This window comes from Micromonospora sp. WMMD710, from assembly GCF_029626045.1.
Classification (GTDB): domain Bacteria; phylum Actinomycetota; class Actinomycetes; order Mycobacteriales; family Micromonosporaceae; genus Micromonospora.
Genome location: NZ_JARUBD010000001.1, coordinates 1,633,919 through 1,657,307 on the forward strand (window position 1 = coordinate 1,633,919; position 23,389 = coordinate 1,657,307).

Sequence of the window (23,389 nt, forward strand, 5' to 3'; positions counted from 1 at the left end):
GCAGCTTATTTAAGCTAGTGCTGATGTTCCGATGAGTTTGTCGAGCTGGATCGGCAGGTCGCGGATCCGTACCCCGGTGGCGTGGTAGACGGCGTTGGCGACCGCCGCCGCCGCGCCGACGATTCCGACCTCGCCGATGCCCTTCACCCCGGCCGCGTTCAGCTCGTCGTCGCGCTCGTCCAACCAGTACGCCTCGATGGACTCCACGTCCGCGCAGGCCGTGATGTGGTAGGTGCCCAGGTCGTGGTTGACCCAGTCGCCGTAGCGCTCGTCGAACAGGCCCCCCTCGTGTAGCGCCATCGACACGCCCATGGTCATGCCGCCGATGAGCTGGCTGCGCGCCGTCGTCGGGTTGACGATCCGACCGGCCGCGAACACGCCCAGCATCCGGTTGAGCCGTATCTCGCCGGTGGTCGTGTCCACCCGGACCTCGACGAACTGCGCCCCGTACGCGAACTTGGGCTTCTTGGCCTGGGCGTTCAGTTCGTCGGAGGTGTCCACCTCGGCGCTCACCTCGGCATCCGGCGGTACCCCGTCGCGCAGCTTCCCGCGCAGCGCCTCACCGGCACGGATCACCGCCCAGCTCCAGCTCGACGTGCCCATCGAGGCGCCGGCCACCGGGGCGGCGGGCAGCTCGCTGTCACCGATCCTGATCTCGACCCGCTCCGGCGGCACCTGCAAGGCGTCGGCGGCGACCAGCCACAGCGCCGTACGCGCGCCGGTGCCGATGTCGGTGGCGTTGATCTGGACCAGGAAACTGCCGTCGGGGCGGGCGGTGATCCGTGCCGAGGCCGGGACGGACTCGCTCGGATAGGCCGACCCGGCCACGCCGGAGCCGATGAGGAAACGCCCCTCGCGGCGGGACCGGGGTGTCGGATTCCGGTCGGCCCAGCCGAACCGCTGGGCACCCTCGCGCAGGCAGGCCACCAGATTGCGGCTGGTGAACGGCGCTCCCTGATCGGGATCGATCTCGGTGTCGTTGCGAATGCGCAGCTCCACCGGGTCGATGCCGGTGGCGACGGCCAGTTCATCCATCGCCGACTCCAGGGCGTACGCGCCGGGGCACTCGCCCGGGGCCCGCATCCAGAACGGGGTGGGCACGTCGAGGCGGGTCACCCGGTGGCTGGTGCGGCGGTGCGGAGCCGCGTACATACTGCGGGTGTAGACGGCGACCGACTCGGTGTACTCGAGGATCTGCGAGGTCTGACTGATCGAGTCATGGCTGATCGCGGTGAGCCGCCCGTCGGTGTCGGCGGCGAGGCGGACCCGTTGGATGGTGGGCGTGCGATAGCCGATCGGCCCGAAGATCTGCTGGCGGGTCAGCGCCAATTTCACCGGCCGGTCCACGTGCCGGGCGGCGAGGGCGGCCAGTACCACGGCGGGCTTGGCGTACCCCTTGCTGCCGAAGCCCCCGCCGACATGCTCGGCGATCACCCGGACCGACTCCCGGGGCACGTCGAACAGCTCGGCCAGGGTGGCCCGCACCGATGTCGCGCCCTGGTTGGAGTCGTGCACGAGCAGCCGCCCATCGGTCCACTGCGCCGTGGTGGCGTGCGGTTCCATGGGGTTGTTGTGGTAGGCCGGGGTCTGGTAGGTGGCGTCCACTCGCACCTGGGCGGCCGCGTACCCCGCGTCGAAGTCCCCCTCCGCGGTGTCCGTCGGGTATGCGGGGTTGACGTGGTCGGGCTTGTACAGGCCTGGGTGGTCGTCGGTGAGCACTGTGCTGTGCGGTCCCGCGTCGTACTCGATGCGCACCAACTGGGCACCCTCGCGGGCCGCCTCCAGGGTGGTGGCCACCACCACCGCGACGTACTGCCCCCGGTAGTGCACCGCGGGATCCTGGAGTAACCACAGGTTCGGCCCGGGGGTGGTCGCGAGCCGGGGCGCGTTGCCGTGGTGCACGACGGCCAGCACGCCGGGCGAGGCGAGGGCCTCCGTCGTGTCGATGTGGGTGATCCGGCCCCGCACCACCGCTGCCTGTACCACCCAGCCGTAGGTGACGCCGTCGACCGGGTACTCCATCGCGTAACGGGCCGTCCCGGTGACCTTCGCCCGGCCCTCCAGGCGCGGATGCGCCTGACCGATCGCGCCTGCGCTCACGATTGCGCCCTCCCTGCAAGTCCGTTGAGCACTCGTACGGTGATGGATCGGGTCAGGGGCAGCTTGAAGCCGTTTTCGCTGAGCGGGCGGGCCTCGGCCAGTTCGGCGTCGGCGGCCCGCGCTACCAGCTCGGGGCTGAATGGGTGGCCGCGCAGCTCCTGCTCGGCCCGGTACGCCCGCCAGGGACGGTGGGCCAGCGCCCCGTACGCCAGCCGCACGTCGCGGATGACGTCACCGTCGAGGTCAAGCACCGCGGCCACCGAGCCGGCGGCGAAGGCGAAGGACGCCCGGTCGCGCGCCTTGAGGTACGTCGAGCGGCGCGCGGCCGGTAGCGCCGGCAACCGTACGGCCGTGATCAGCGCACCGCGCGGCAGGGTGGTTTCCCGGTCCGGATGTGCGCCGGGTGAGCGATACAGCTCGGCCAGCGGGACGTCCCGTACACCGTCGGTGTCGTGCACCTCCACCACGGCGTCCAGTGCGGCGAGGGCGACGGCCATGTCCGACGGGTTGGTGGCCACGCACTGCTCGGACCAGTCCAGCACCGCGAGGTCGCGGTTCACGCCGTGCAGGGCGGCGCATCCGCTGCCCGGGTCGCGCTTGTTGCACGCCTTGGTGGTGTCCTGGAAGTACGGGCAGCGGGTGCGTTGCAACAGGTTGCCGCCGGTGGTGGCCATGTTGCGCAGTTGCCCGGAGGCGGCGGAGAGCAGGGCGCGGGTCAGTACCGGGTAGTCGCGGCGGACCGTCGGGTGGGCGGCGAGGTGGCTGTTGCGCACCGTCGCGCCGATCCGCAGCCCGCCGTCGGGCAACTCCTCGACGGTGTCCAGGGGTAGCCGGTTGACGTCCACCAGCACGTCGGGGCGCTGTACCCCGAGTTTCATGAGGTCCACCAGGTTGGTCCCGCCGGCCAGGTAGGCCGCCTGCGGCTCGGCGGCCAGCACGGCGACGGCGTCGGCCACGTCGGCCGGCCGGTGGTAGCGGAACGGCTTCATCGGGCCGCCGCCGTTTCGCGGACGGCCGCGACGATGTGCGGGTACGCGGCGCAGCGGCACAGGTTGCCGGCCATCCGTTCGCGGATCTCCGCGTCGGTCAGCTCGGCCGGTGCGTCGAGGTCTTCGGTGACGGCGCTGGGCCAGCCCTGGTCGACCTCGTCGAGCATTGCCCGGGCGGAGCAGAGCTGCCCGGGGGTGCAGTAGCCGCACTGGAACGCGTCGTGGGCGATGAACGCGGCCTGCAACGGTGACAGTTCGTCCGGCCCGGCCAGCCCTTCCACGGTGAGCACCGACCGGCCGTCCACGGTGACGGCGAGGGTCAGGCAGCTCTTCACCCGTTGACCGTCCAGCAGGACGGTGCAGGAGCCGCACTGGCCATGGTCGCAGCCCTTCTTGGCTCCGGTCAGGTGCAGGTGCTCGCGCAGCGTGTCGAGCAGCGTGGTGCGGTTGTCCAGCGTCAGCTCGTGGGGCACGTCGTTCACGGTCAAGGCCAGCCGGGACGCGTGTCGCTCGTCGGTGGTTGTCTGATTCTCGGATCCTCCAGGCACGTACCCAGATTAGCTTTATGGGGACATAAAGGTGTCATTAACGCGAATGCCACGTGAGGATGGTGGCCGGGATGACCGCTGGGCTGCTGCTGGCCGCCGGCGCCGGACGGCGCTACGGGCGGCCGAAGGCGCTGGTCGAGCTTGCCGGGGAGCCGCTGGTGCGGCGGGGGGTCCGGCTGCTGAACGCCGGCGGCTGCGCGCCGGTGCACGTGGTGCTCGGCGCGGGCGCGGACGAGGTGCCCGACCTGCCGGGTGCGGTGACGGTACGCCACGACCACTGGTCCGAGGGCCTGGGCTCGTCGCTGCGCCGAGGAGTGGCATCGCTACCGCCGGACGTGCCGGCGGCCGTGGTGGTGCTCGTCGACCAGCCGTCGCTCAGCCCGGTGGCGATCCGCCGGGTCCGCGCGGCGCACACGCGCGGCGCGGTCATCGCGGTCGCCACCTACGCCGGCCGGCCGGGGCACCCGGTGCTGCTGAGCCGGGAGACCTGGCCGCTGCTGGACGACTACGCCATCGGTGACCGGGGCGCCCGCGACCTGCTGCGCGCCCGGCCGGACCTGGTGGTCGAGGTGCCCTGCGACGACGCCGGCTCGCCGGTCGACGTGGACACCCCCGCCCACCTGCCGTCGGCGTGAACGCTGCCGACCGGCAGTCGCCGCCCGGGCCGTCAGACCGGCAGTGGCCGCCCGGGGCCGTCGAAACGGCGACCCCGGGCGGCCCGACCTCACCCGCCCCCGTTCAGGCCACCGGCGTGGCGGCGCCGGTCGCGCCGGCGAGACGCTGGTGGGCGCGGATCAGCTCGGCGTAGCGCAGGCCGCTGGCCTTCACCGTGCGGCGCTGGGTGGCGTAGTCCACGTGCACCAGCCCGAACCGCTTGTCGTAGCCGTACGCCCACTCGAAGTTGTCCAGCAGCGACCAGACGAAGTAGCCGTCCAGCGGCACCCCCCGGGCCACCGCCGCCGCGCAGGCCGCCAGGTGCTGTTCCAGGTGGTCGGTGCGCTCCTTGTCCTCGACGGTGTCGTCGGCGGTGACCTCGTCCGGCCACGCCGAGCCGCTCTCGGTGACGATGATCCGGCCCGGCCGGTACTCCTCGTGCACGTCGACCAGCAGCCGCTCCAGCCCGGCCGGGTACACCTCCCAGCCCATCGCGGTCTCCACCGAGCCGGGCACCGGCACCTGGCGGGCGAACGGCGCCGGACCGGACGGGTCGTCGACGATCAGCTGACGGAAGTAGTAGTTCACCCCGAGGAAGTCGGTGGGCGTGGCGATCACCGTCAGGTCGTCGCCGCGTACCGGCGGCTCGACCCCGTAGGTGGCGATCATGTCGGCGGGGTAGCCGCGGCCGTGGATCGGGTCCAGCCACCACCGGTTGACGTGCCCATCGGCCCGGCGGGCCGCCGCGACGTCCTCGGGCCGGTCGGTGGCCGCCTCGATCGGGCTGAGGTTGAGCACCAGACCCACCGAGGCCGGCCGGGCGGCGTTGGCGCGGATCGCCTGGGTGGCCAGGCCGTGCCCGAGCAGCACGTGGTGCGAGGCGTGCACCGCGCGGGTCAGGTCCCGCTCGCCGGGGGCCATGGTGCCCTCCAGGTGCCCGATCCAGCACACGCAGAGCGGCTCGTTGACGGTGCACCAGTCGGCCACCCGGTCGCCGAGGCGGCCGGCGACCACCGCCGCGTAGTCGGCGAACGCCTCGGCGGTGGCGCGCTCCGGCCAGCCGCCGGCGTCCTGCAGGACCTGCGGCAGATCCCAGTGGTAGAGCGTGACGAACGGCCGGATCCCGTCGGCGAGCAGCGTGTCGACGAGCCGGTCGTAGAAGTCCAGCCCGGCGGAGTTGACCCGACCGACGCCGTCGGGCATCACCCGGGGCCAGGCCACCGAGAACCGGTACGCGTCCACGCCGAGCCGGCGCAGCAGCGTGAGGTCCTCCGGCCACCGGTGGTAGTGGTCGCAGGCCACCGCGCCGGTGTCGCCGTTGTCGACGTTGCCGGGGGTCGCCGAGAAGGTGTCCCAGATGGACGGCGCCCGGCCGTCGACGTCGACGGCCCCCTCGATCTGGTACGCCGCCGTGGCGACGCCCCAGAGAAAGTCGGGCGGCAGCTTGGACAGGTCCGGCACGGGAAGGTTCTCCTCTGGGGTTGGGTGACTCACTTGACCGCGCCGGCGGTGAGGCCGGCGACGAAGTAGCGCTGCAGGGCGAGGAACCCGACGACGACCGGGATGCTGACCACCAGCGAGGCGGCCATGATCTGGTTCCAGTAGACGTTGAACTGGGTGGAGTAGCCCTGCAGGCCGACCGCCAGGGTGCGGCTGCCCTCGTCGGTCATCACCGAGGCGAAGAGCACCTCACCCCAGGCGGTCATGAACGCGTACACGGTGACCGCCACGACGCCGGGCACGGCGGCCGGCAGGATGACCTGGAACAGGGTGCGCAGCGGTCCGGCGCCGTCGACCTGCGCCGCCTCGTCCAACCCGCGGGGGATCGAGTCGAAGTAGCCGACCAGCATCCAGATCGAGAACGGCAGCGAGAAGGTCAGGTACGTGATGACCAGGCCGGTACGGCTGGCGTACAGCTCGATGCCGGTGGCGTTGCCCAGGTTGACGTAGATGAGGAACAGCGGCAGCAGGAACAGGATGCCCGGGAACATCTGGGTGGACAGCACGGTCACCGAGAAGACGCCCCGACCGCGGAACCGGTACCGGCTCACCGCGAACGCGGCGAAGATGGCCACCGCCACCGAGCAGACCGCCGCGATGCTCGACACCACGAGGCTGTTCACCAGGTACCGGGCCAGCGGCACGGTGCTCCACATGTCGACGAACGGTTGCAGGGTCGGCCGGCTGGGCCACCAGGTGAAGCCGTTCTGGACGTCCTGCAACGGCTTCGCCGCCGAGGTGACCATCACGTACAGCGGTATGACGACGAAGAGGGTGAGCAGGGTCAGCACGATGCGCCGGCCCCAGCGCTCACCGGCGGTCTCACGCATGGTCGTCCCTCCGGCGGTTGGTGATCAGCAGGTACGCGGCCGAGACGACCAGCAGGAACAGCAGCAGTGCCACCGACATCGCCGAGCCGGACCCGAAGTCCCAGGTCTTGAAGGAGCTGCGGTAGATGTGGATGGAAATCAGGTCGGCCTGCTCGGGCGCCGAGCCGCCGAAGAGCACGAACGGAGTGTTGAAGTCGTTGAAGGTCCAGAGGAACAGCACCAGCAGCAGCACCAGGTTCACCGGCCGCAGCATGGGCAGGGTGACCGAGCGCAGCCGGCGCCAGAACCCGGCGCCGTCGATGGCGGCGGCCTCGTACAGCTCGCCAGGCACGTTCTGCAGCCCGGCCATCAGGCAGAGGAACGCGAACGGCCAGTTGCGCCAGACCGACACCACCAGCAGCGAGGCGAAGCTGTTGTCGCCGATCAGCCAGAACGGCCGGGTGTCCATCAGCCCGAGCTGGTCGACGAGGACGTGGTTGACCAGGCCGGTGTCGCGTTGCAGCAGGAAGCTCCAGGTGATCACGGCGGCGTAGACCGGCAGGGCGTACGGGGTGAGGAACAGCGCCCGCAGGATCGCCCGACCCCGGAAGGGCCGTTGCAGGACGACGGCCGCCGCGATGCCGAGCAGCCAGGCGAACCCGACCGAGAGCAGGCTGTAGACCAGCGTCACCCAGAACGAGTGCAGCAGCTCCTTGCCGGCGGCGCTGTTCAGGTCGAGCGTCGCCCGGTAGTTCTCCAGCCCGACGAAGGGGGCGGTGGACCAGTCGCGGATGTGGAACTGGGTCAGCTCCAGCAGGCTCATCCAGACCCCGACCACCATCGGGATCACGTGGATGGCGAGTTCCAGCACGATGGCCGGTGCGAGCAGCAGGTACGGCAGGAGCGAGCGGCGTGGGCCGCGGGGCCGGCGGGCCGGCACCCGGGCGGGTGACCCGGCCCGGGGTTCGCGCCGGTCGGCGTCCGGCGCGGTGGTGCTGGTTGCCATCGGGGTCCTCTCGGAGGCGGTGGCCGTGGCCGGGCTCAGCGCCCGACCACGGCCACCGGTGACGCCTGGGTCAGCGCATCTTCTGCTGCGCGTCGGTCAGCTTCGCCTTCACCGACGCCTCGGTGACCGGCTTGCCGCTGGCCGCGTCCGCGAACAGCTCCTTCATCGCGGTGCCGACCAGGGTCTCGAAGGTGCTCTCCTCGGGCACCTGCGGCAGCGGGGCCGCGGTGGTGACCAGGGTTTCCTGGATCGTCTTCTGCTCGGTGGCGCTGAACGCCGGGTCGGAGCCCGCGGTCTTCACCGCCGGCAGCGAGCCGTACGTCTTGTTGAGGATCGTCTGCTCCTCGTCGCTGGTCATGAACTTCACGAAGCTCAGCGCGCCGTCCTTGTTCTTGGTGTGCTTGAAGACGGCCATGTTGATCCCGGCGACCATGCTGTTGATCTTCTTGCCGCCGGCCGGCGGGCTGGCCAGGAACGGCACCGGGGCCACCCCGTACGCGTCGGCGGGCATGTTCTGCGTCTTCAGGTTCGAGCCGGCGGACTGCCAGAGCAGCATGGCGGCCTTGCCGTTGGCGAAGTCGGACACCGACTGGTTCTGCGCGTACTCGGCGTTGCTCGGGTTGGTGATCTTGTCGGCGGCCATGAAGTCGATGTAGCGCTTGATCGCCGAGACGTTCTGCGGGGTGTCGAAGGTCGGCTTGCCGGCCGAGTCGAACCACTCACCGCCGTACTGCTGGCTGAAGGTGAAGGCGTGGTGGGCGTTCTCCGACGGGTTGGCCCCCTCGATCGCCAGGCCCCACTTGCCGCCGGTGCTGAGCTTCTTGCCGTACTCGGCGAGTTGGTCCCAGGTGGTCGGCGGCGCGGTGATGCCGGCGTCGGCGAACGACTTCTTGTTGTAGTACAGGCTGTACGCCATGCTGTAGAGCGGCACGGCGGCCGGCGGCTTGCCGGGGGCGCCAGCGGCGGCGAGCGCGGCGGGCACGATCCGGTCCTTGCCGCCGACGGCCTGCAGGGTGGCGTCGTCGAACTCGACCAGCGCGCCGGTGGCCTGCAACGACGCCGACCAGGTGTTGCCGATGTTGACCACGTCCGGGCCCTTGCCCGAGGTGGCGGCCGCGAGCAGCCGGTTGAGCAGGTCAGACCAGGGGACCACCTCGACGGTGACCTTGATGCCGGTCTGCTTCTCGAACTTGTCCAGCTCGGGCTGGAGGATGGTCTTGTCGGCCTCCAGGCTGGCGCCCTGGTTGCTGGCCCAGTAGGTGAGCGTCTTCGGCGAAGCGGCGGAGTCGTCGCCGGAGCCGCCGCAGGCCGTCAGTGATGCGGCGGCCAGTACGGCGGCGGTGAATATCCCGAGGTGTCGTCTCGACACGGTCAGCCCTTCCGGTGCGTGGTGGGGGTCCGCCGGACTCCGTCGTCGATAGGGGTCGGGGCGACGGTCGGCCGGCTGCGGACAGGGTTCGGGGGTGCGCCGTCGGGTGTCCGTCGGCGTTTCCCGGGAGTTACATCACGGCTTAATTTATGTCGTCATTAAAGTTGCTGGCTGGTGGGTCGTCAAGCACGGGGCGGTTACAGTCGCCTCGGACGGCCGACTGGAACGAGGTGACGAGTGGAGCTGGTGCGTGCCACCAACCGCAGCGTGCGGCTGCGCAACCGGTCCGCCCTGCTGACCAAGCTCTTCCTCGACGGCCCGCTCACCCGGCAGGACCTGGTGCGCAGCACCGGGTTGAGCCAGCCGGCGGTGAGCAACGTGGTGGCCGACCTGATCGACGAGGGGCTGGTCGCCGAGGCCGGCGCCGCCGAGTCCGACGGTGGCCGCCCCAGCATGCTGCTGCGGATCGCGCCCCGCTTCGCCTTCGTGATCGGCGTCGACGTCGGCGAGACCCGGGTCCGGGTCGAGCTGTTCGACTTCGCGATGACCCTGCTGGCCAGCATCGAGTACCCCCTCGACCCGGCGCGCACCGAACCCGACCTGGTGGCCGGGCACGTGCTGGCCGGCATCGACGCGGTGACCGGGCAGGCCGGCGTGGCCCCCGCCGACGTGCTCGGGGTCGGCGTCGGCGTTTCCGGCGTGGTCGAGCAGGGCGTCGAGGCGGTCGTGCACGCCCAGGCCCTCGGCTGGGACCGGGTGCCGCTGGAACGCCTGATCGGCGCCGGCACCGACCTGCCGCTGCACATCGACAACGGCGCGAAGACCCTCGGCCAGGCCGAGATGTGGTTCGGCGCCGGCCGAGGTGCCCGGCACGCCGTCTTCGCGCTGGTCGGCTCCGGTGTCGGCGCGTCGGTGGTGACCAACGGAGCCACCTACCGGGGCGCGTCCAGCAGCGCGGGGGAGTGGGGGCACACCACCCTGGTGTACGGCGGCCGGGCCTGCCGGTGCGGCGCGCGCGGCTGCCTGGAGGCGTACGTGGGCGCGGAGGCGATCATCGACCGCTACCGCGAGGCGCGTCGGGGTCGCGCCGTGCCGGGCGAGGACGAGGAGTCGCAGCTCGCCGTGCTGGTCGCCGCCGCCACGTCGTCGGCCACCGCTCGCCGGGTGCTGGACGACACCGCCGGCTACCTCGGCGCGGGGGTGGCCAACCTGATCAACCTGTTCAACCCCGAGCGGGTGGTGCTCGGCGGCTGGGCGGCGATGGCGCTGGGTGACCTGCTGCCGGCGGTCCGCGAGGCCGCCGGGCGGCAGGCGCTGCGCCAGCCGTACGAGCAGGCGTCGATCGAACTGTGCCGCCTCGGCGTCGACGCGGTGGCGCTGGGAGCGGCCACCCTCCCGATCGCCCGCTTCCTCACCGAAGGCGGCGTCCGCCGCTGACCCCCCTTTGGTGATCAAGAGGTTTGCGTCAGGAATCAGGCTCGTCCTGACGCAAACCTCTTGATCACCGGCGGATGGGCGGGGGCCCGGACAGGGCGACGGTGGCGCGGGCGGCAAATTACACAAAAGTGAGCCCTCGGGATAAATAACAGTGTTATAGATCGATCCCTTGACGCCGTCGCAATCTCGCCGCAACACTCCTACGAGAGCGCTCTCCTCCCCGCGGCGCCGCATCGGCGGCACCACCCACGGCACCACGGGCGAGCCTGACCCCCACCCGCGTGGCGTCCGTAACGCCCTATCGACAGGCGATGTCATGACATCTCGTGCTACATCCGTACGCCCGCGTCCCCGGCGTACCACCCGGCACCTCCTCGCCGGACTCGCCGTGACCCTGGTCGCGGCCCTGACCCCCGCCGTCGCCACCGCCCCGGCGCAGGCCGCTCCCACCCTGCTGTCCCAGGGTCGTCCGGCGACCGCCTCGTCCACCGAGAACGCCGGCACCCCGGCCTCGGCCGCCGTCGACGGCAACACCGGCACCCGTTGGGCCAGCGCGTTCAGCGACCCCCAGTGGATCCAGGTGGACCTGGGCGCACGGGCCACCATCAGCCAGGTCAACCTGCTGTGGGAGGGCGCCTACGGGCGCGCCTTCCAGCTCCAGACCTCCGACGACGGCGCCACCTGGACCACCGTCTACTCGACCACCACATCCACCGGCGGCACCCAGAACCTCACCGTCACCGGCGCCGGCCGCTACGTGCGGATGTACGGCACCGCCCGGGGCACCGGCTACGGCTACTCGCTCTGGGAGTTCCAGGTGTACGGCGAGACCGGCGGCAGCACGCCCACCTGCGGCAGCACCAACGTCGCGCAGGGCAGCCCGGCCACCGCCTCGTCCACTCAGGATGCCGGCCTCGCGGCGTCCGCCGCCGTCGACGGCAACACCGGCACCCGGTGGGCCAGCGCCGCCAGCGACCCGCAGTGGCTGCGCGTCGACCTCGGCAGCACCCGGACGATCTGCCGGGTCGTGCTCACCTGGGAAGCCGCGTACGCCCGGGCCTTCCAGCTGCAGACCTCGGCCGACGGCACCACCTGGACCACGATCTACTCGACCACCACGGCCACCGGCGGCACGCAGTCCCTCAGCGTCACCGGCAGCGGCCGGTACCTGCGGATGTACGGCACCGCCCGGGGCACCGCCTACGGCTACTCGCTGTGGGAGCTGGCGGTGAACACGACCGGCGGCGGCACCACCGAACCCCCGGTCGGCACCACCGACCCGTACAACCCCAACCTCGGGCCGAACACGTACGTCTTCGACCCGAGCACGCCGACGTCGACCATCCAGAGTCGACTGAACACGCTCTTCACCCAACAGGAGACCAACCAGTTCGGCCCGCAGCGTTACGCGGTGCTGTTCAAGCCCGGCACCTACACCGCCGACGTCAACCTCGGCTTCTTCACCCAGGTCGCCGGGCTCGGCATGAGCCCGGACGACGTCAACCTCAACGGCCACGTCCGCACCGAGGCGTTCTGGATGGGCGGCAACGCCACCCAGAACTTCTGGCGGGCCGCCGAGAACCTCTCGGTCACCCTGCCCGCCGGGCAGACCGTGGAGCGCTGGGCGGTGTCGCAGGCCGCGCCGTACCGGCGGATGCACCTGCGCGGCGCGCAGAACCAGATCCAGCTCTGGAACGGCGGCGACGGCTGGTCCAGCGGCGGTCTGCTGGCCGACACCCGCATCGACGGCCTGGTCGTCTCCGGCTCGCAGCAGCAGTGGTACTCGCGTAACAGCGAGTTCGGCAACGGCTGGACCGGCTCGGTGTGGAACATGGTCTTCCAGGGGGTCGTCGGCGCGCCGGCGCCGAGCTTCCCCAACCCGTCGCACACCGTCATCGCGCAGACCCCGACGGTCCGGGAGAAGCCGTTCCTCTACGTCGACGGCAGCGGTGAGTACCGGGTCTTCGTGCCCTCGCTGCGCGCCAACTCCACCGGCACGAGCTGGTACAACAAGACCCCGGCCGGGTCGTCCAGCTCGCTGTCGCAGTTCTACGTCGTCCAGCCCGGCACCAGCGCCGCCACCATCAACGCGGCCCTCGCCCAGGGGCGGCACCTGCTGTTCACCCCGGGCGTGCACCACGTCACCGAGCCGATCCAGGTCAACCGGGCCGACACGGTAATCCTCGGCCTCGGCCTGGCCACCATCCAGGCCGACAGCGGCGCGGTGGGCATGCGGGTGGCCGATGTGGACGGCGTCAAGGTGGCCGGCATCATGTTCGAGGCCGGTACGACCAACTCGCCGGTGCTGATGGAGGTCGGGCCGTCCGGCTCGTCCGCCAGCCACGCCACGAACCCGACCTCGCTGCACGACGTGTTCTTCCGCATCGGCGGGCCGCACGTCGGCAAGGCCACCAACACGCTGACCGTCAACAGCGACAACGTGATCGGCGACCACATGTGGCTGTGGCGGGCCGACCACGCCGCCAGCGGCGTACCGACCGGGTGGACGCTCAACACGGCCGACACCGGGCTCACCGTCAACGGCGACAACGTCACCATGTACGGCCTCTTCGTCGAGCACTACCAGAAGTACCAGACCGTCTGGAACGGCAACGGCGGCCGGACGTACTTCTACCAGAACGAGCTGCCGTACGACGTACCGAACCAGGCGGCCTGGATGAACGGGTCGACCAGGGGTTACGCCGCCTACAAGGTCGCGGACTCGGTGACCAGCCACCAGGCGTGGGGGCTGGGCAGCTACAGCTACTTCAACGTCAACCCGGCCGTGGTCGAGGAACGGTCCTTCGAGGTGCCCGTCAACCCGAACGTGCGCTTCACCAACATGGTCACCGTCTCCCTCGGTGGCGTCGGCACCATCAACCGGGTGATCAACAACGCCGGTGGCACCGCGAACGCGGCCAACCAGACGGTGTACCTGACCACCTACCCGTGACCGGGGCGCCCGCGCCGGCCCGATCCGTCTGACGGCCCGGGCCGGCCGGGACGCACCCTGGGCCGAGCCGGCCCGGTCCCGCCGAGACCGGGCCGGCCTCGGTCGTCCCCGTCAACCCGCCAGCACCTCGGCCGCCGCCCGTTCACCGGCGCGCACCGCGCCCTCCAGGTAGCCGCTCCAGCGGGTCGCCGTCTCGGTGCCCGCCCAGTGCACCCGCCCCACCGGCGCCCGCAACGAGGGGCCGTACGTCCGCCAGGCGCCCGGGGTGAGCGCACCGCTGAAACACCCCCGGGTCCACTCGTCGGCCGACCAGTCGTACTCGACGAGGTCCACCGGATCCTCGGCGTGCGGCCCGACCACGGCGGCGAACGCCTCCAGCAGGCACTGCCGCCGCCGCGCGGGGGCCATCTCGCGCAGCACGGCGGCGTCGGAGGAGTAGCTGAACCCGGTCAGCACCCCGAGCGGCGAGGTCGGGGTGGAGTTGTCGACCGTCTCGGTGAGCAGACCCGCGCTGCTGGTGGCCACGCCGGAAAGTCCGTCGGCACGCCAGAACGGCTCCGGGTAGACGGCGTGCACCTTCAGCGCCGAACCCATCGGCATCCGTTGGGTGAGCCCGTCGCGCAGCGCGGGCAGCGGCGGGTCGTACCGGATCCGGCCGGCCAGTGCCGGCGGCACGGCGACCACCGCCGCGTCGGCGTCGACGCGCCCGGTGTCCGTCCACGCCGTCACCCCGTCGACGCTCTGGCCGATCGTCCGCACCGGTGCGGCGAGGGTCAGCGCCCCCGGCGGCAGCGCCGCCGCCATCCGTTCGGCCAGCAGCGGCGGCCCACCCACGATCCGGTCCTGCTGCGCGCCGCCGGCCATCCCCAGCAGCGGTCCGGTGCCGCCGGCGCTGCGCAGGTAGAACAGCAGATGCAGCAGGGACACCTCGTCCGCGCCGGTGGCCAGCAGCCCGCCGGCGAGCAGCCGCCCGAGGTAGGCGGCGGTGTCGTCGTCCCCGGCCGTGCCGCGCAGCCACCCGCCGAGGATCGTCCGGTCCCACTGCGCGGCCTCCGGGGCCTGCCAGGGTGCCGCCGGGTCCAGCCGCGCGGCGTACTCGTCGAGCAGGCCGAGCACCCGGCCGACCTGCGCCGGCGGTTCGGCGCGGCGCTGTCCGGCCCAGAGCAGCACGGATGCGCCGAGCGCCGCCGTGGCGAAGGTGTCCAGTCCGTGCTCGGCGACCAGCGCGTACATCCGGTCCTGGGTCGGGCCGATCCACTGGGCGCCCAGGTCGAGTTGGGTGCCGTCGGCCAGCCGGCGGGTCAGCACCCGCCCGCCGACCCGGTCGCGGGCCTCCAGCACCCGCACCCGGGCGCCGGCGCGACTGAGCGCCAGCGCGGCCGCGAGCCCGGAGAAGCCGGCGCCGACCACGACCACCCGCATGCCGTCGCTCACCGGCGCCGCTTACCCGCCAGCACCCGGCGCATGACTCGCCGACCTGTTTCCCGCCGGCCTGTCGATTCGGGCGGCGGCCGATCGTGTGGAGGATGAGAGGCCGGCGATCGTCCCGGCCGCCACGCGAGGAGCGACGATGACGCTCTACGTCGACGGTGACCTGGTGACGCTGCCCGAGCAGGACCGCGACCGGTGGGAGACCAGCCTGATCGCCGAGGGACAGGCGCTGGTCCGCCGCTGCCTGCGCCGCGACCGGCCCGGCCCGTACCAGATCCAGGCCGCGATCGCCGCCGTGCACAGCGACGCGTCGCGCGCCGCCGACACCGACTGGGCGCAGATCCTTGCGCTGTACGACCAGCTGGCGGTGGTCGCCCCCGGCCCGGTGGTGGCGCTGAACCGGGCCGTCGCGCTCGCCGAGGTGACCGGCGCGGCGGACGCGCTGGCCGAGGTGGACCGCCTCGACCTCACCGGCTACCACGTGTACCACGCGGTCCGTGCCGACCTGCTGGCCCGCCTCGGCCGGGGCGGGGCGGCCGTCGAGGCGTACCGGACGGCCGTCGCCCGGACGGACAACGCGGCCGAACGGGCCTTCCTCACCGCCCGCGCGGCGGCCCTGGCGGCGCGTTTGCCGGCGGGGTGGGCCGGGAAACCGAGGCGCCGGCCGCAGCCGTGCAGGGGAGGGGCCATGGCGTACCGCCCGACCGTCGCCGACACCGTGCCCGACCTGTCCACCCTCACGCTCGGCGTGGAGGAGGAATACCTGCTGCTCGACCCGGACAGCGGGCGGAACCTGCCGGTGGCCGACCAGGTGCTCGCCGCGCTGCGCGGCCCCGTCCGCGACCAGAGCCGCCAGGAGTTCCGGCACAGCATGGTGGAGATGGTCACCCCGGCCTGCGCCGACCTCGGCGACCTGCGCGCACACCTGGTGACGCTGCGCCGCTCCGCGGTCGTGGCCGCCGCGGCGGCCGGGGCGCGGCTGGTGGCGGTCGGCGCGACCCCGATCGCCGAGCCGCACCGGACGGTTCCCGACGAACCGCGCTACCACGCGATGTCGCGCCGGTACGGGCCGGTGGCGCACGACCCGGCGGTCTGCGGCTGCCACGTGCACGTCGGGCTGCCCGACCGGGAACTGGCCGTGCAGGTCTGCAACCACCTGCGGGTGTGGCTGCCGGTGGTGCAGGCCATCACCACCAACTCGCCGCTGCACGACGGGTCCGACACCGGCCACGCCAGTTGGCGGTCGATGCAGCTGGAACGCTGGCCCAGCATCGGCCCGACACCGTACTTCGACTCCGCCGCCGACTACGACCGCACCGTCGACGAGCTGATCGCCGCCGGCATCATGCTCGACGCCGCGATGGTCTACTGGTACGCGCGGCCGTCGTCGGCGTACCCGACGGTGGAGGTGCGCGTCGGCGACGTCTGCCCGGAGGTGGACGACGCGGTGCTGGTCGCCGCGCTGGTCCGGTCCCTCGTCGCCACCCTCGCCGACGAGGTGCGCGCCGGGGTGACCGCCCCGCCCGTGCGGGACTGCCTGGTCGCCGCGGCGCACTGGCGGGCCGCCCACGACGGCCTCGACGGCGAGCTCATCGACCTGCGAGGCGGTGGCACCCAGCCGGCCTGGGACCTCGTCGACGACCTGATGGCGGTGATCGCGCCGGCCCTGCTGCGCCACGGCGACCTGGGCTACGTGCTGGCGCAACTGGCCCGGCTGCGCCGCGACGGCACCGGCGCGACCCGACAGCGGCGCGTGTGGGAGCGCACGGGCGACCTGCGCGCGGTCATCGACGACCTCGCCGCCCGTACCGCCGCCGACTGACCCTCTCGGCGCTCAGCGGACGGCGTGGCTCTGCAGCCACAGCTCCAGCAGACCCAACTGCCACAGCTTGTTGCTGCCGGCCGCCGCCTCGGCCCGGTCCGGCTCGGCGAGCAGCCGCGCCACGTACTCCGGGCGGAACAGCCCGCGCTCGCGCGCCTCCGGCGCCTGCAACGCCTCGGCGACCAGCTCGCGCACCGGCCCGTCCACGTTGCGCAGGGCGGGCACGGGAAAGTAGCCCTTCGGCCGGTCGATCACCTCGCCTGGCAGCACCTCCCGGGCGACCGCCTTGAGCACACCCTTGCCGCCGTGCGCCACCTTGTGCTGCGGCGGGCAGTGCGCCGCGAGGGTGACCAGGTCCTGGTCGAGGAAGGGGGTGCGCACCTCCAGCCCCCACGCCATGCTCATGCTGTCCACCCGCTTCACCGGGTCGTCGGGCAGCATCAGGTGGGTGTCCAGGCGCAGCACGGCGTCCAGCGCCGTCTGCGCCCCGGGCGTGGCGAGGTGTTCGGTGAGCAGGTCCCGGCTGGCGTCGTGCTCCAGCGCGTACGCCGGGCCGACGATGCCGCGCAGCTCGTCGTGGCCCCGGTCGAAGAACGCGGCGGCGAACGTCTCGGCGGCGCCGTGCCGGGGCGCCTCGACCAAGGGCTGGTGGTAGCCGTAGCCGGCGAACACCTCGTCGGCGCCCTGCCCCGACTGGGCCACCTTCACGTGCCGCGCCACCTGCTCGCAGAGCAGGTGGAAGGCGACCACGTCGTGGCTGCCCATCGGCTCGGTCATCGCCAGCACGGCACGGTTCAGGGCGGGCACCAGGTCGTCGTCGGCCAGCCGGATCCGGTGGTGGTCGGTGTCGTACGCGCGGGCCACCAGGTCGGAGTAGTGGAACTCGTCGCCGGCCTCGCCGCCACGGCTGTCGAAGCCGATGCTGAACGTGCGCAGGTGCTGCTGGCCGGCCTCGGCGAGCAGCGCCACGATGAGGCTGGAGTCCAGTCCGCCGGAGAGCAGCACCCCCACCGGCACGTCGGCGACCAGCCGTCGACGCACGGCGGTGCGCAGCGCGTCCCCGATGGCGGCCCGCCACTCGGTGGCGTCCATCCGCGCGTCGGCCGGTTCGCGTACGTAGTCGGGTCGCCAGTACACCTCCTCGCGGCTGCGCCCGTCCGCCTCGACGATCCGCAGGGTGGCCGGCGGCAGCTTGCGGACGCCGCGCAGCACGGTGCGCGGCGCGGGCACGATGGAGTGCCAGGACAGGTAGTGGTGCAACGCCACCGGGTCGATGCCGGTGTCCACGTCGCCGGCGCGCAGCAGCGCGGGCAGGGTGGAGGCGAAGCGGAGCCGACCGGGGGTCTCGGCGAGGTAGAGCGGTTTGATGCCGAGCCGGTCGCGGGCCAGGACGAGGCGCCTGCGTACCCGGTCGACCAGCCCGATGGCGAACATGCCGACGAGGTGGTCGACGAAGCGGTCACCCCAGTGCGCGTACGCGACCAGGATCACCTCGGTGTCGCTGGTGGAGTGAAAGGCGTACCCGGCGCGGATCAGCTCCTCGCGCAGGTCGGAATAGTTGTAGATGCACCCGTTGAAGACCAGGGCCAGGCCCAGGTCGTCGCGCACCATGGGTTGGCCGCCCGCGTCGGACAGGTCGATGATGGTCAGCCGGCGGTGTCCGAGGGTCACCCATTCGTCGGTGAACAGTCCCTCGTCGTCCGGGCCGCGCGAGCGCATCGCCTCGGTCATCCGGGTGACCGCCGCCGCGTCGGGCGGCCGGCCGTCGAACCGCGCCTCCCCGCTGATCCCGCACATCAGGCGGGGCGATGGGTCAGGTGTGGCACCAGCGGCACAGCGTCCTCCTGTCACCTCGTCCCCGAACGGGGCCGCTGGCTACCCGGGTGCGCGGTGGTTATGTGCGCACGGCGCGGGCCGGCTTGGCGTGGTCGGTGTCGCACCGGTGGGCAGGTCAGCCGTGCAGGGTGCGCAGGATGCGGGCCAGTTCGGCGCGGTCGGTGGCGGGCAGGTGGCCGAAGAAGCGGTCCGCCTCGGCCCGCCGGGCGGCCCGGATGGCGGTGCTGACCCGTACGCCCTCCTCGGTGAGCGCGACCAGGGTGGCCCTCCGGTCGGCCGGGTCTCCTCGCCGCTCGACGAGCCCCCGGGCCTGCAGGTCGTCGATGACCTCGGTGGCCGAGCGCGGAGCGATGCGCAGGTGCTCGGCGAGGGTGCCGGGGCGTACCTCACCGTGCCGGGCCAGCACGCCGAGGGACCGGGACTGGCTGGGGGTGATCTCCCAGGGCGCCAACGCCTCGCGCGTCTGGCGGCGCAGACGGGACGCGACGGCCCAGAACGTCTCGGCCAGGCTCTCGTCGTCGCCGCTCTCGGCGGTGTCCTCGGTCACCGGAATACGGTAACAGGCGATACGGTTGTACCCTCATGTTGAGGTAACCTCAGCATATCCCGATCGAGAGGCAGTCCCCCTTGGAACCCACCCCGATGGGCCGCGACCGCGGCCACCGCACCGTCAGCGCCGAAGAGAAGACGCAGGCCCGCCAGGTGTCCCTGCGCCGCATCGGCCGCCTGTTCACCCCGCACCGGCCCGCGCTGGCCGCCGTCACCGCGATCATCGTGCTCTCCTCGATCATCGCGATGGCCACCCCGTTCCTGCTGCGCGCCGTGATTGACCGCGCCCTCCCGCAGGGCGACGTGACCCTGCTGGTCTGGCTCGTCCTCGGCATGGTCGCCGTGGCGGCGGTGACCTCCGCGCTCGGCGTCGTGCAGACCTGGATCTCCACCCAGGTCGGGCAGCGGGTCATGCACCGGCTGCGCACCGACGTCTTCAGCCACCTCCAGCGCCAGTCGCTGGGCTTCTTCACCCGCACCCGCACCGGCGAGGTGCAGTCCCGCATCACCAACGACATCGGCGGCATGCAGTCGGTGGTCACCTCCACCGCCACCGCCGTCGCGGCCAACCTCACCACGGTGGTCGCCACCGCGGTCGCCATGGTCGCGCTCTCCTGGCAGCTGTCCCTCGTCTCGCTCGTCGTGCTGCCGCCGGCGATCTGGCTGACCCGCCGCGTCGCCCGGATGCGCCGCGAGATCACCGCCCAGCGGCAACGCGAACTCGCCGACCTCAACGTCACCGTCGAGGAGGGCCTGTCGATCAGCGGCGTGCAACTGGCCAAGACCCTCGGCACCGGCCCCGCGCTCATTGACCGGTTCGCCGCCTCCTCGGCCCGCCTCGTCGACCTGGAACTGCGCAGCGAGTTGGCCGGCCGCTGGCGGATGGCCTCGATGAGCATCATCTTCGCCGCCGTACCGGCGGTCATCTACCTCGCCGCCGGCCTGCCCGGCACCGCCGGCACGCTGAGCATCGGCACCCTGGTCGCCTTCACCGCCCTGCAGGGCGGCCTGTTCCGGCCGCTGATGGGGCTGCTCAACGTGGGCGTCTCGCTCACCGCGTCGCTGGCGCTGTTCGCCCGGATCTTCGAATACCTCGACCTGCCGGTCGACGTGGCCGACCCCGCCGAGCCGGTCCGCCTCGACCCCACCCGGGTCCGCGGTGACCTGCGCCTGGAGGACGTCACCTTCGGATACCCGGGCAGCGACACCGCCGCGCTCGCCGGGATCACCCTCGACGTGCCCGCCGGCACCAGCCTCGCCCTGGTCGGCGAGACCGGCTCCGGCAAGAGCACCCTCGCCGGGCTGATCAGCCGGCTGCACGACCCGACCGCCGGCCGGGTCACCATCGACGGCGTCGACCTGCGCGACCTGCGCCTCGCCGACCTGGCCGGGATCGTCGGCGTGGTCAGCCAGGAGACGTACCTGCTGCACACCACCGTCCGGGAGAACCTGCGCTACGCCCGCCCGGACGCCACCGACGCCGAGATCACCGACGCCGCCCGCGCCGCCCAGATCCACGACCTCATCACCGGCCTGCCCGACGGGTTCGACACCATGGTCGGCTCGCGCGGCCACCGGTTCTCCGGCGGCGAGAAGCAGCGCCTCGCCATCGCCCGTACGCTGCTGCGCGACCCGCGCATCCTGGTCCTCGACGAGGCCACCAGCGCGCTGGACACCGAGACCGAACGGGCCGTGCAGCGCGCGTTCGACGTGCTCGCGCGGGGGCGTACCACGATCACCATCGCCCACCGCCTCTCCACCGTGCGCGACGCCGACCAGATCGCGGTGCTCGACCACGGCCGCATCGTCGAATCCGGCACCCACGACAACCTGCTGAACCGCAACGGCCGCTACGCAACCCTGGCCGCGTAACCCCTCGCCGCGCGCCGCCGCGCCGCCGTGTGCCGTGTGCCGTGTGCGACCCCATGATCGTTGACGTCTGAGCGACTCGACACGCCGAGAGTTGTGCAGCTGAGCTGCCACCGATCATGGTGGGCTAGCAGACCGGGGGCGCGCGTGGGGGTTTTCCACAGCGGGACCGTTGTCCACAGAGGCACAGGTGGCGTCCTTGCGGACCTTCGGGGCGGAGCCGCACGGTCCGGGGTGTGAACTCGGTGTTGCGGGAACTGGTGGAGCTGTCCGGAGGGCTGGTCACCCGTGCGGCGGCGACGCAGGTGATGCCGGAGTGGGCGCTGGAGCGGGCCTGCCGCGGCGGTGACCTGGTGCGGGTGCTGCCTCAGGTTTTCGTGGCGGCGCACCTGGTGGGCAACCGACCGGGCGCCACGGTCCTGAAGCGGCTCGACCCCCGTGTGGCCCAACTCGCTGCCCTCGCCTGGGCGCAGGGGTGCGCCGCACTCAGTCATCTCAGCGCGCTCGACGCGTGGGGCCTGCGCCCGCAGATCGCGGGAGACCCGCTGCACCTCAGCGCGCCGATGACCCTTGGTCTGCGTACGCGGCCGGGAGTGCTGCTGCATCGACGCAGGGGTTTCGTCATCGAGCCGCCGCACGTGCTCGTTCGCAGAGGCCTGACCGTGACCCGCCTCGAGCAGACCATCGTCGACTCGTGGCCGATGCTGCCGTCCGCCGAGCGGCGGGCTCCGGTGATCCGCGCGGTCAACGAATGGCTGACCACCCCCGAGCGGCTGGCGGTCGCCCTGGACGGTGTGCCGAAGCTGATCGACCGGGCAGCGTTGCGGACGCTGCTGGCCAGGCTCGCCGACGGCTGCCGCAGTCCGCTGGAGATCTGGGGCCACGAACACGTCTTCACCGGCCCGGCCATGCCAGCATTCCGTCGGCAGGTGCCGATGCGTCTCGGGCGGCGCACCGTTTATCTCGACATGTTCGCCGAACGGGAACGGGTCAACATCGAACTCGACGGGGCCACCGCCCACGGGGATCCGCGCCAGCGGGAGATCGACCTGCGCCGGGACGCCTCACTGGCGACCGTCGGGATCCTGGTGGTCCGCTTCGCCCACCGTCGCCTGGTTTACGAGGCCGACGACGTACGCGCGGAGACACGTGCCATCCTTGCGACCCGCAGGGCGGCGTGACCGTCGAGCCGATGGGAGGCGAGACCCGGAACATCCGCTTCCGCCGCTACGACCTAGCCCCGCCATCCGCCAGGGTCAGCGTCCTGCTCGACGAGATCAGCCGCGACCCGACCGGCATCTTCCGGGCTGACGAGATGCCCTGGCGGTGAGGGCCCTCCCTGCCCCGAGTTGATGCGAAGAATGCGAGGCAGGGACGGAGGCCGGCGAGTTGGACGAAGATCTCGCGTTTGGCGGTCGCGTTGCCTCGGCGGTTGATGACGTATCCGGTCAGCCAGACCCAGCCCTGGTACGTCGGCCGGTCGGACACCGAGACCACGCGGAAGGTCAGCACGCGGTCCCCGGAAAACTGCACCGAGGCCCGGCCGTCGATGACGAGCAGGTCGCCGGGGGCAGGGCGCGCGGTCACCAGTGGCCGGAGTTGCGGTGCTGCTCCTGCGACGGCGGGCACTCCCGCGCGTGCATGGTCTGCCAGTCACGCAGTGCCCGCTTGATCCGGTCGTTCTCCTGGCTGAGCAGCCGTACCGTGTCGTTGAGCATGGCGAGCTCGTCGGCCACCCGGGCCTGGAACTCGCGTACCTCATCGGGGTCGACGCCGCGCCGGCGCGCGGCGAACTCGCGGGTCCGCACCTCGTGCGGCGTCAACCGGGCCGGGTAGCCGGCGGGGTAGGGCTGGCCACCTCGATACACCTGAGCCACGACGATCCTCTCTGCGGGCAGGCGGGAGCGCGGAAGGTCCTTGCGGTGGTCTGGGGGCGGGCCGTCCGCGGGCGACCCCGCCCGCTCGGCCGCCGCAGCCCGTTCGGCGGTACGACGGCAGAGCAGTCCGGTGGGTCGGGACGGGCACACGCACCCGCCCCGACCAGGGGGTGAGCCGAACTCGTTGCCACGCGAGGATCGGCCCGGGACAACATGGCTAGACATGCTAGTTGAGTCAACGCTGCTTGTTAGGTGCGTCGCGGTGTGATCAAATCGGGTTGCCACGCGAGGAGTGCCATGCGAGAAGTGCCGGATTACTGGCGCATCGCCGATGATGTGATCGCCGACGTCAGGTCGAAGAAGTTGAAGCCGGGGGAGAAGCTGCCCTCGATCTCTGAATTACGTGCTCGCTACGACGTCAGCCACGGGACGGTGCAGATGGCCTACGCCCGGCTGGAGGCGCTGCGGGTTATCCGGCGGCAGCAGGGCAAGGGCGTGTTCGTGACCGACCCGAAGACGTGGATGCGGGAGCCGTAGATGGCGGCCCGGCTACCTCTCCGAGCACAGGGCGGTAGCTAGGCCAGCTGATCAAGCGTCGGTGCCATGCAGTCGATTGCAGGTCGACGAGTGGCATTGACAC

The 23,389-nt window shown here is 72.0% G+C and carries 19 protein-coding genes and 1 pseudogene; 9 read left to right on the top strand and 11 right to left on the bottom strand.

Translation table 11 applies throughout. The features are described 5' to 3' along the window. Nucleotides 1–9: 9 nt before the first annotated feature. From O7620_RS07410 to O7620_RS07420, 3 genes are read right to left on the bottom strand one after another with little or no spacing between them, the layout of a single operon-like run. Complete coding sequence (locus O7620_RS07410) at nucleotides 10–2,100, bottom strand: xanthine dehydrogenase family protein molybdopterin-binding subunit (RefSeq protein ID WP_278122434.1); 2,091 nt, start codon at nucleotides 2,098–2,100, stop codon at nucleotides 10–12. Then, the gene (locus O7620_RS07415) at nucleotides 2,097–3,089 is read right to left on the bottom strand and encodes a xanthine dehydrogenase family protein subunit M (RefSeq protein WP_278122435.1); all 993 of its coding nucleotides are present in this window, start codon (nucleotides 3,087–3,089) and stop codon (nucleotides 2,097–2,099) included. Before O7620_RS07415 ends, O7620_RS07410 begins: the two co-directional genes overlap by 4 nt. Next, on the bottom strand, nucleotides 3,086–3,583 hold the full coding sequence (locus O7620_RS07420; RefSeq protein ID WP_278126896.1) for a 2Fe-2S iron-sulfur cluster-binding protein: 498 nt from the start codon (nucleotides 3,581–3,583) through the stop codon (nucleotides 3,086–3,088). Before O7620_RS07420 ends, O7620_RS07415 begins: the two co-directional genes overlap by 4 nt. A 125-nt stretch (nucleotides 3,584–3,708) precedes the next feature. Between O7620_RS07420 and O7620_RS07425 the strand changes: the two genes are divergently transcribed. After that, nucleotides 3,709–4,272 carry a nucleotidyltransferase family protein gene (locus O7620_RS07425; protein ID WP_278122436.1) on the top strand — a complete coding sequence of 188 codons (564 nt, stop codon included), beginning with the start codon at nucleotides 3,709–3,711 and terminating at the stop codon, nucleotides 4,270–4,272. Between the two features lie 103 nt (nucleotides 4,273–4,375). On the opposite strand, the gene O7620_RS07430 is transcribed toward O7620_RS07425, so the two are convergent. The 4 genes from O7620_RS07430 to O7620_RS07445 form a co-directional block, all read right to left on the bottom strand. Beyond that, complete coding sequence (locus tag O7620_RS07430; RefSeq protein ID WP_278122437.1) at nucleotides 4,376–5,752, bottom strand: GH1 family beta-glucosidase; 1,377 nt, start codon at nucleotides 5,750–5,752, stop codon at nucleotides 4,376–4,378. 29 nt (nucleotides 5,753–5,781) lie between these two features. Further along, nucleotides 5,782–6,621, bottom strand: a complete 840-nt coding sequence (locus O7620_RS07435; RefSeq protein WP_088989328.1) for a carbohydrate ABC transporter permease — start codon at nucleotides 6,619–6,621, stop codon at nucleotides 5,782–5,784. Continuing rightward, nucleotides 6,614–7,606 carry a sugar ABC transporter permease gene (locus O7620_RS07440; RefSeq protein WP_278122438.1) on the bottom strand — a complete coding sequence of 331 codons (993 nt, stop codon included), beginning with the start codon at nucleotides 7,604–7,606 and terminating at the stop codon, nucleotides 6,614–6,616. Before O7620_RS07440 ends, O7620_RS07435 begins: the two co-directional genes overlap by 8 nt. A 70-nt stretch (nucleotides 7,607–7,676) precedes the next feature. Continuing rightward, entirely contained in the window at nucleotides 7,677–8,975 is a 1,299-nt protein-coding gene (locus O7620_RS07445) for a sugar ABC transporter substrate-binding protein (protein WP_278122439.1), read from the bottom strand. 237 nt (nucleotides 8,976–9,212) lie between these two features. Between O7620_RS07445 and O7620_RS07450 the strand changes: the two genes are divergently transcribed. Further along, nucleotides 9,213–10,412: an ROK family transcriptional regulator gene (locus tag O7620_RS07450; protein WP_278122440.1), complete on the top strand. Its 1,200-nt coding sequence runs from the start codon at nucleotides 9,213–9,215 to the stop codon at nucleotides 10,410–10,412. 316 nt (nucleotides 10,413–10,728) lie between these two features. After that, nucleotides 10,729–13,365, top strand: coding sequence for a discoidin domain-containing protein (locus tag O7620_RS07455; protein ID WP_278122441.1), 2,637 nt, complete (start codon nucleotides 10,729–10,731; stop codon nucleotides 13,363–13,365). 111 nt (nucleotides 13,366–13,476) lie between these two features. Here O7620_RS07455 and O7620_RS07460 read toward each other — a convergent pair whose 3' ends face one another. Beyond that, complete coding sequence (locus O7620_RS07460) at nucleotides 13,477–14,799, bottom strand: FAD-dependent oxidoreductase (RefSeq protein WP_225854453.1); 1,323 nt, start codon at nucleotides 14,797–14,799, stop codon at nucleotides 13,477–13,479. Nucleotides 14,800–14,950: 151 nt separating this feature from the next. Here O7620_RS07460 and O7620_RS07465 point away from each other — a divergent pair. After that, nucleotides 14,951–15,394: pseudogene (locus tag O7620_RS07465) on the top strand (RNA polymerase sigma factor); the annotation flags it as partial. 90 nt (nucleotides 15,395–15,484) lie between these two features. Further along, nucleotides 15,485–16,618, top strand: a complete 1,134-nt coding sequence (locus O7620_RS07470) for a glutamate--cysteine ligase (RefSeq protein WP_278126899.1) — start codon at nucleotides 15,485–15,487, stop codon at nucleotides 16,616–16,618. Between the two features lie 12 nt (nucleotides 16,619–16,630). On the opposite strand, the gene O7620_RS07475 is transcribed toward O7620_RS07470, so the two are convergent. Next, complete coding sequence (locus O7620_RS07475) at nucleotides 16,631–18,415, bottom strand: N-acetylglutaminylglutamine amidotransferase (RefSeq protein WP_278122442.1); 1,785 nt, start codon at nucleotides 18,413–18,415, stop codon at nucleotides 16,631–16,633. 154 nt (nucleotides 18,416–18,569) lie between these two features. Next, nucleotides 18,570–19,001: a MarR family winged helix-turn-helix transcriptional regulator gene (locus O7620_RS07480; protein WP_278122443.1), complete on the bottom strand. Its 432-nt coding sequence runs from the start codon at nucleotides 18,999–19,001 to the stop codon at nucleotides 18,570–18,572. Between the two features lie 95 nt (nucleotides 19,002–19,096). On the opposite strand from O7620_RS07480, the gene O7620_RS07485 reads away from it, so the two are divergent. The 3 genes from O7620_RS07485 to O7620_RS07495 all read left to right on the top strand — a co-directional run bounded on the left by O7620_RS07485 (nucleotide 19,097) and on the right by O7620_RS07495 (nucleotide 22,202). Beyond that, the gene (locus O7620_RS07485; RefSeq protein WP_278122444.1) at nucleotides 19,097–20,875 is read left to right on the top strand and encodes an ABC transporter ATP-binding protein; all 1,779 of its coding nucleotides are present in this window, start codon (nucleotides 19,097–19,099) and stop codon (nucleotides 20,873–20,875) included. A gap of 233 nt (nucleotides 20,876–21,108) precedes the next feature. Continuing rightward, entirely contained in the window at nucleotides 21,109–22,053 is a 945-nt protein-coding gene (locus tag O7620_RS07490; RefSeq protein WP_278122445.1) for a DUF559 domain-containing protein, read from the top strand. An 11-nt stretch (nucleotides 22,054–22,064) separates the two neighbouring features. Continuing rightward, a complete protein-coding gene (locus tag O7620_RS07495; protein WP_278122446.1) occupies nucleotides 22,065–22,202 on the top strand; it encodes a DUF3024 domain-containing protein in 138 nt (45 codons plus the stop codon). A gap of 253 nt (nucleotides 22,203–22,455) precedes the next feature. On the opposite strand, the gene O7620_RS07500 is transcribed toward O7620_RS07495, so the two are convergent. Beyond that, nucleotides 22,456–22,695, bottom strand: coding sequence for a DivIVA domain-containing protein (locus tag O7620_RS07500; RefSeq protein WP_347403789.1), 240 nt, complete (start codon nucleotides 22,693–22,695; stop codon nucleotides 22,456–22,458). A 351-nt stretch (nucleotides 22,696–23,046) separates the two neighbouring features. Here O7620_RS07500 and O7620_RS07505 point away from each other — a divergent pair, with 351 nt between their 5' ends. Continuing rightward, nucleotides 23,047–23,286, top strand: a complete 240-nt coding sequence (locus tag O7620_RS07505; protein WP_151489812.1) for a winged helix-turn-helix domain-containing protein — start codon at nucleotides 23,047–23,049, stop codon at nucleotides 23,284–23,286. Nucleotides 23,287–23,389 lie beyond the last annotated feature (103 nt).

Coding starts and splice junctions, on each gene's coding strand:
- O7620_RS07415 (WP_278122435.1), bottom strand. CDS start 3,089: ATGAAGCCGTTCCGCTACCACCGGCCGGCCGACGTGGCCGACGCCGTC.
- O7620_RS07425 (WP_278122436.1), top strand. CDS start 3,709: ATGACCGCTGGGCTGCTGCTGGCCGCCGGCGCCGGACGGCGCTACGGG.
- O7620_RS07435 (WP_088989328.1), bottom strand. CDS start 6,621: ATGCGTGAGACCGCCGGTGAGCGCTGGGGCCGGCGCATCGTGCTGACC.
- O7620_RS07440 (WP_278122438.1), bottom strand. CDS start 7,606: ATGGCAACCAGCACCACCGCGCCGGACGCCGACCGGCGCGAACCCCGG.
- O7620_RS07455 (WP_278122441.1), top strand. CDS start 10,729: ATGACATCTCGTGCTACATCCGTACGCCCGCGTCCCCGGCGTACCACC.
- O7620_RS07470 (WP_278126899.1), top strand. CDS start 15,485: ATGGCGTACCGCCCGACCGTCGCCGACACCGTGCCCGACCTGTCCACC.
- O7620_RS07475 (WP_278122442.1), bottom strand. CDS start 18,415: ATGTGCGGGATCAGCGGGGAGGCGCGGTTCGACGGCCGGCCGCCCGAC.
- O7620_RS07485 (WP_278122444.1), top strand. CDS start 19,097: ATGGGCCGCGACCGCGGCCACCGCACCGTCAGCGCCGAAGAGAAGACG.
- O7620_RS07495 (WP_278122446.1), top strand. CDS start 22,065: ATGGGAGGCGAGACCCGGAACATCCGCTTCCGCCGCTACGACCTAGCC.
- O7620_RS07505 (WP_151489812.1), top strand. CDS start 23,047: ATGCGAGAAGTGCCGGATTACTGGCGCATCGCCGATGATGTGATCGCC.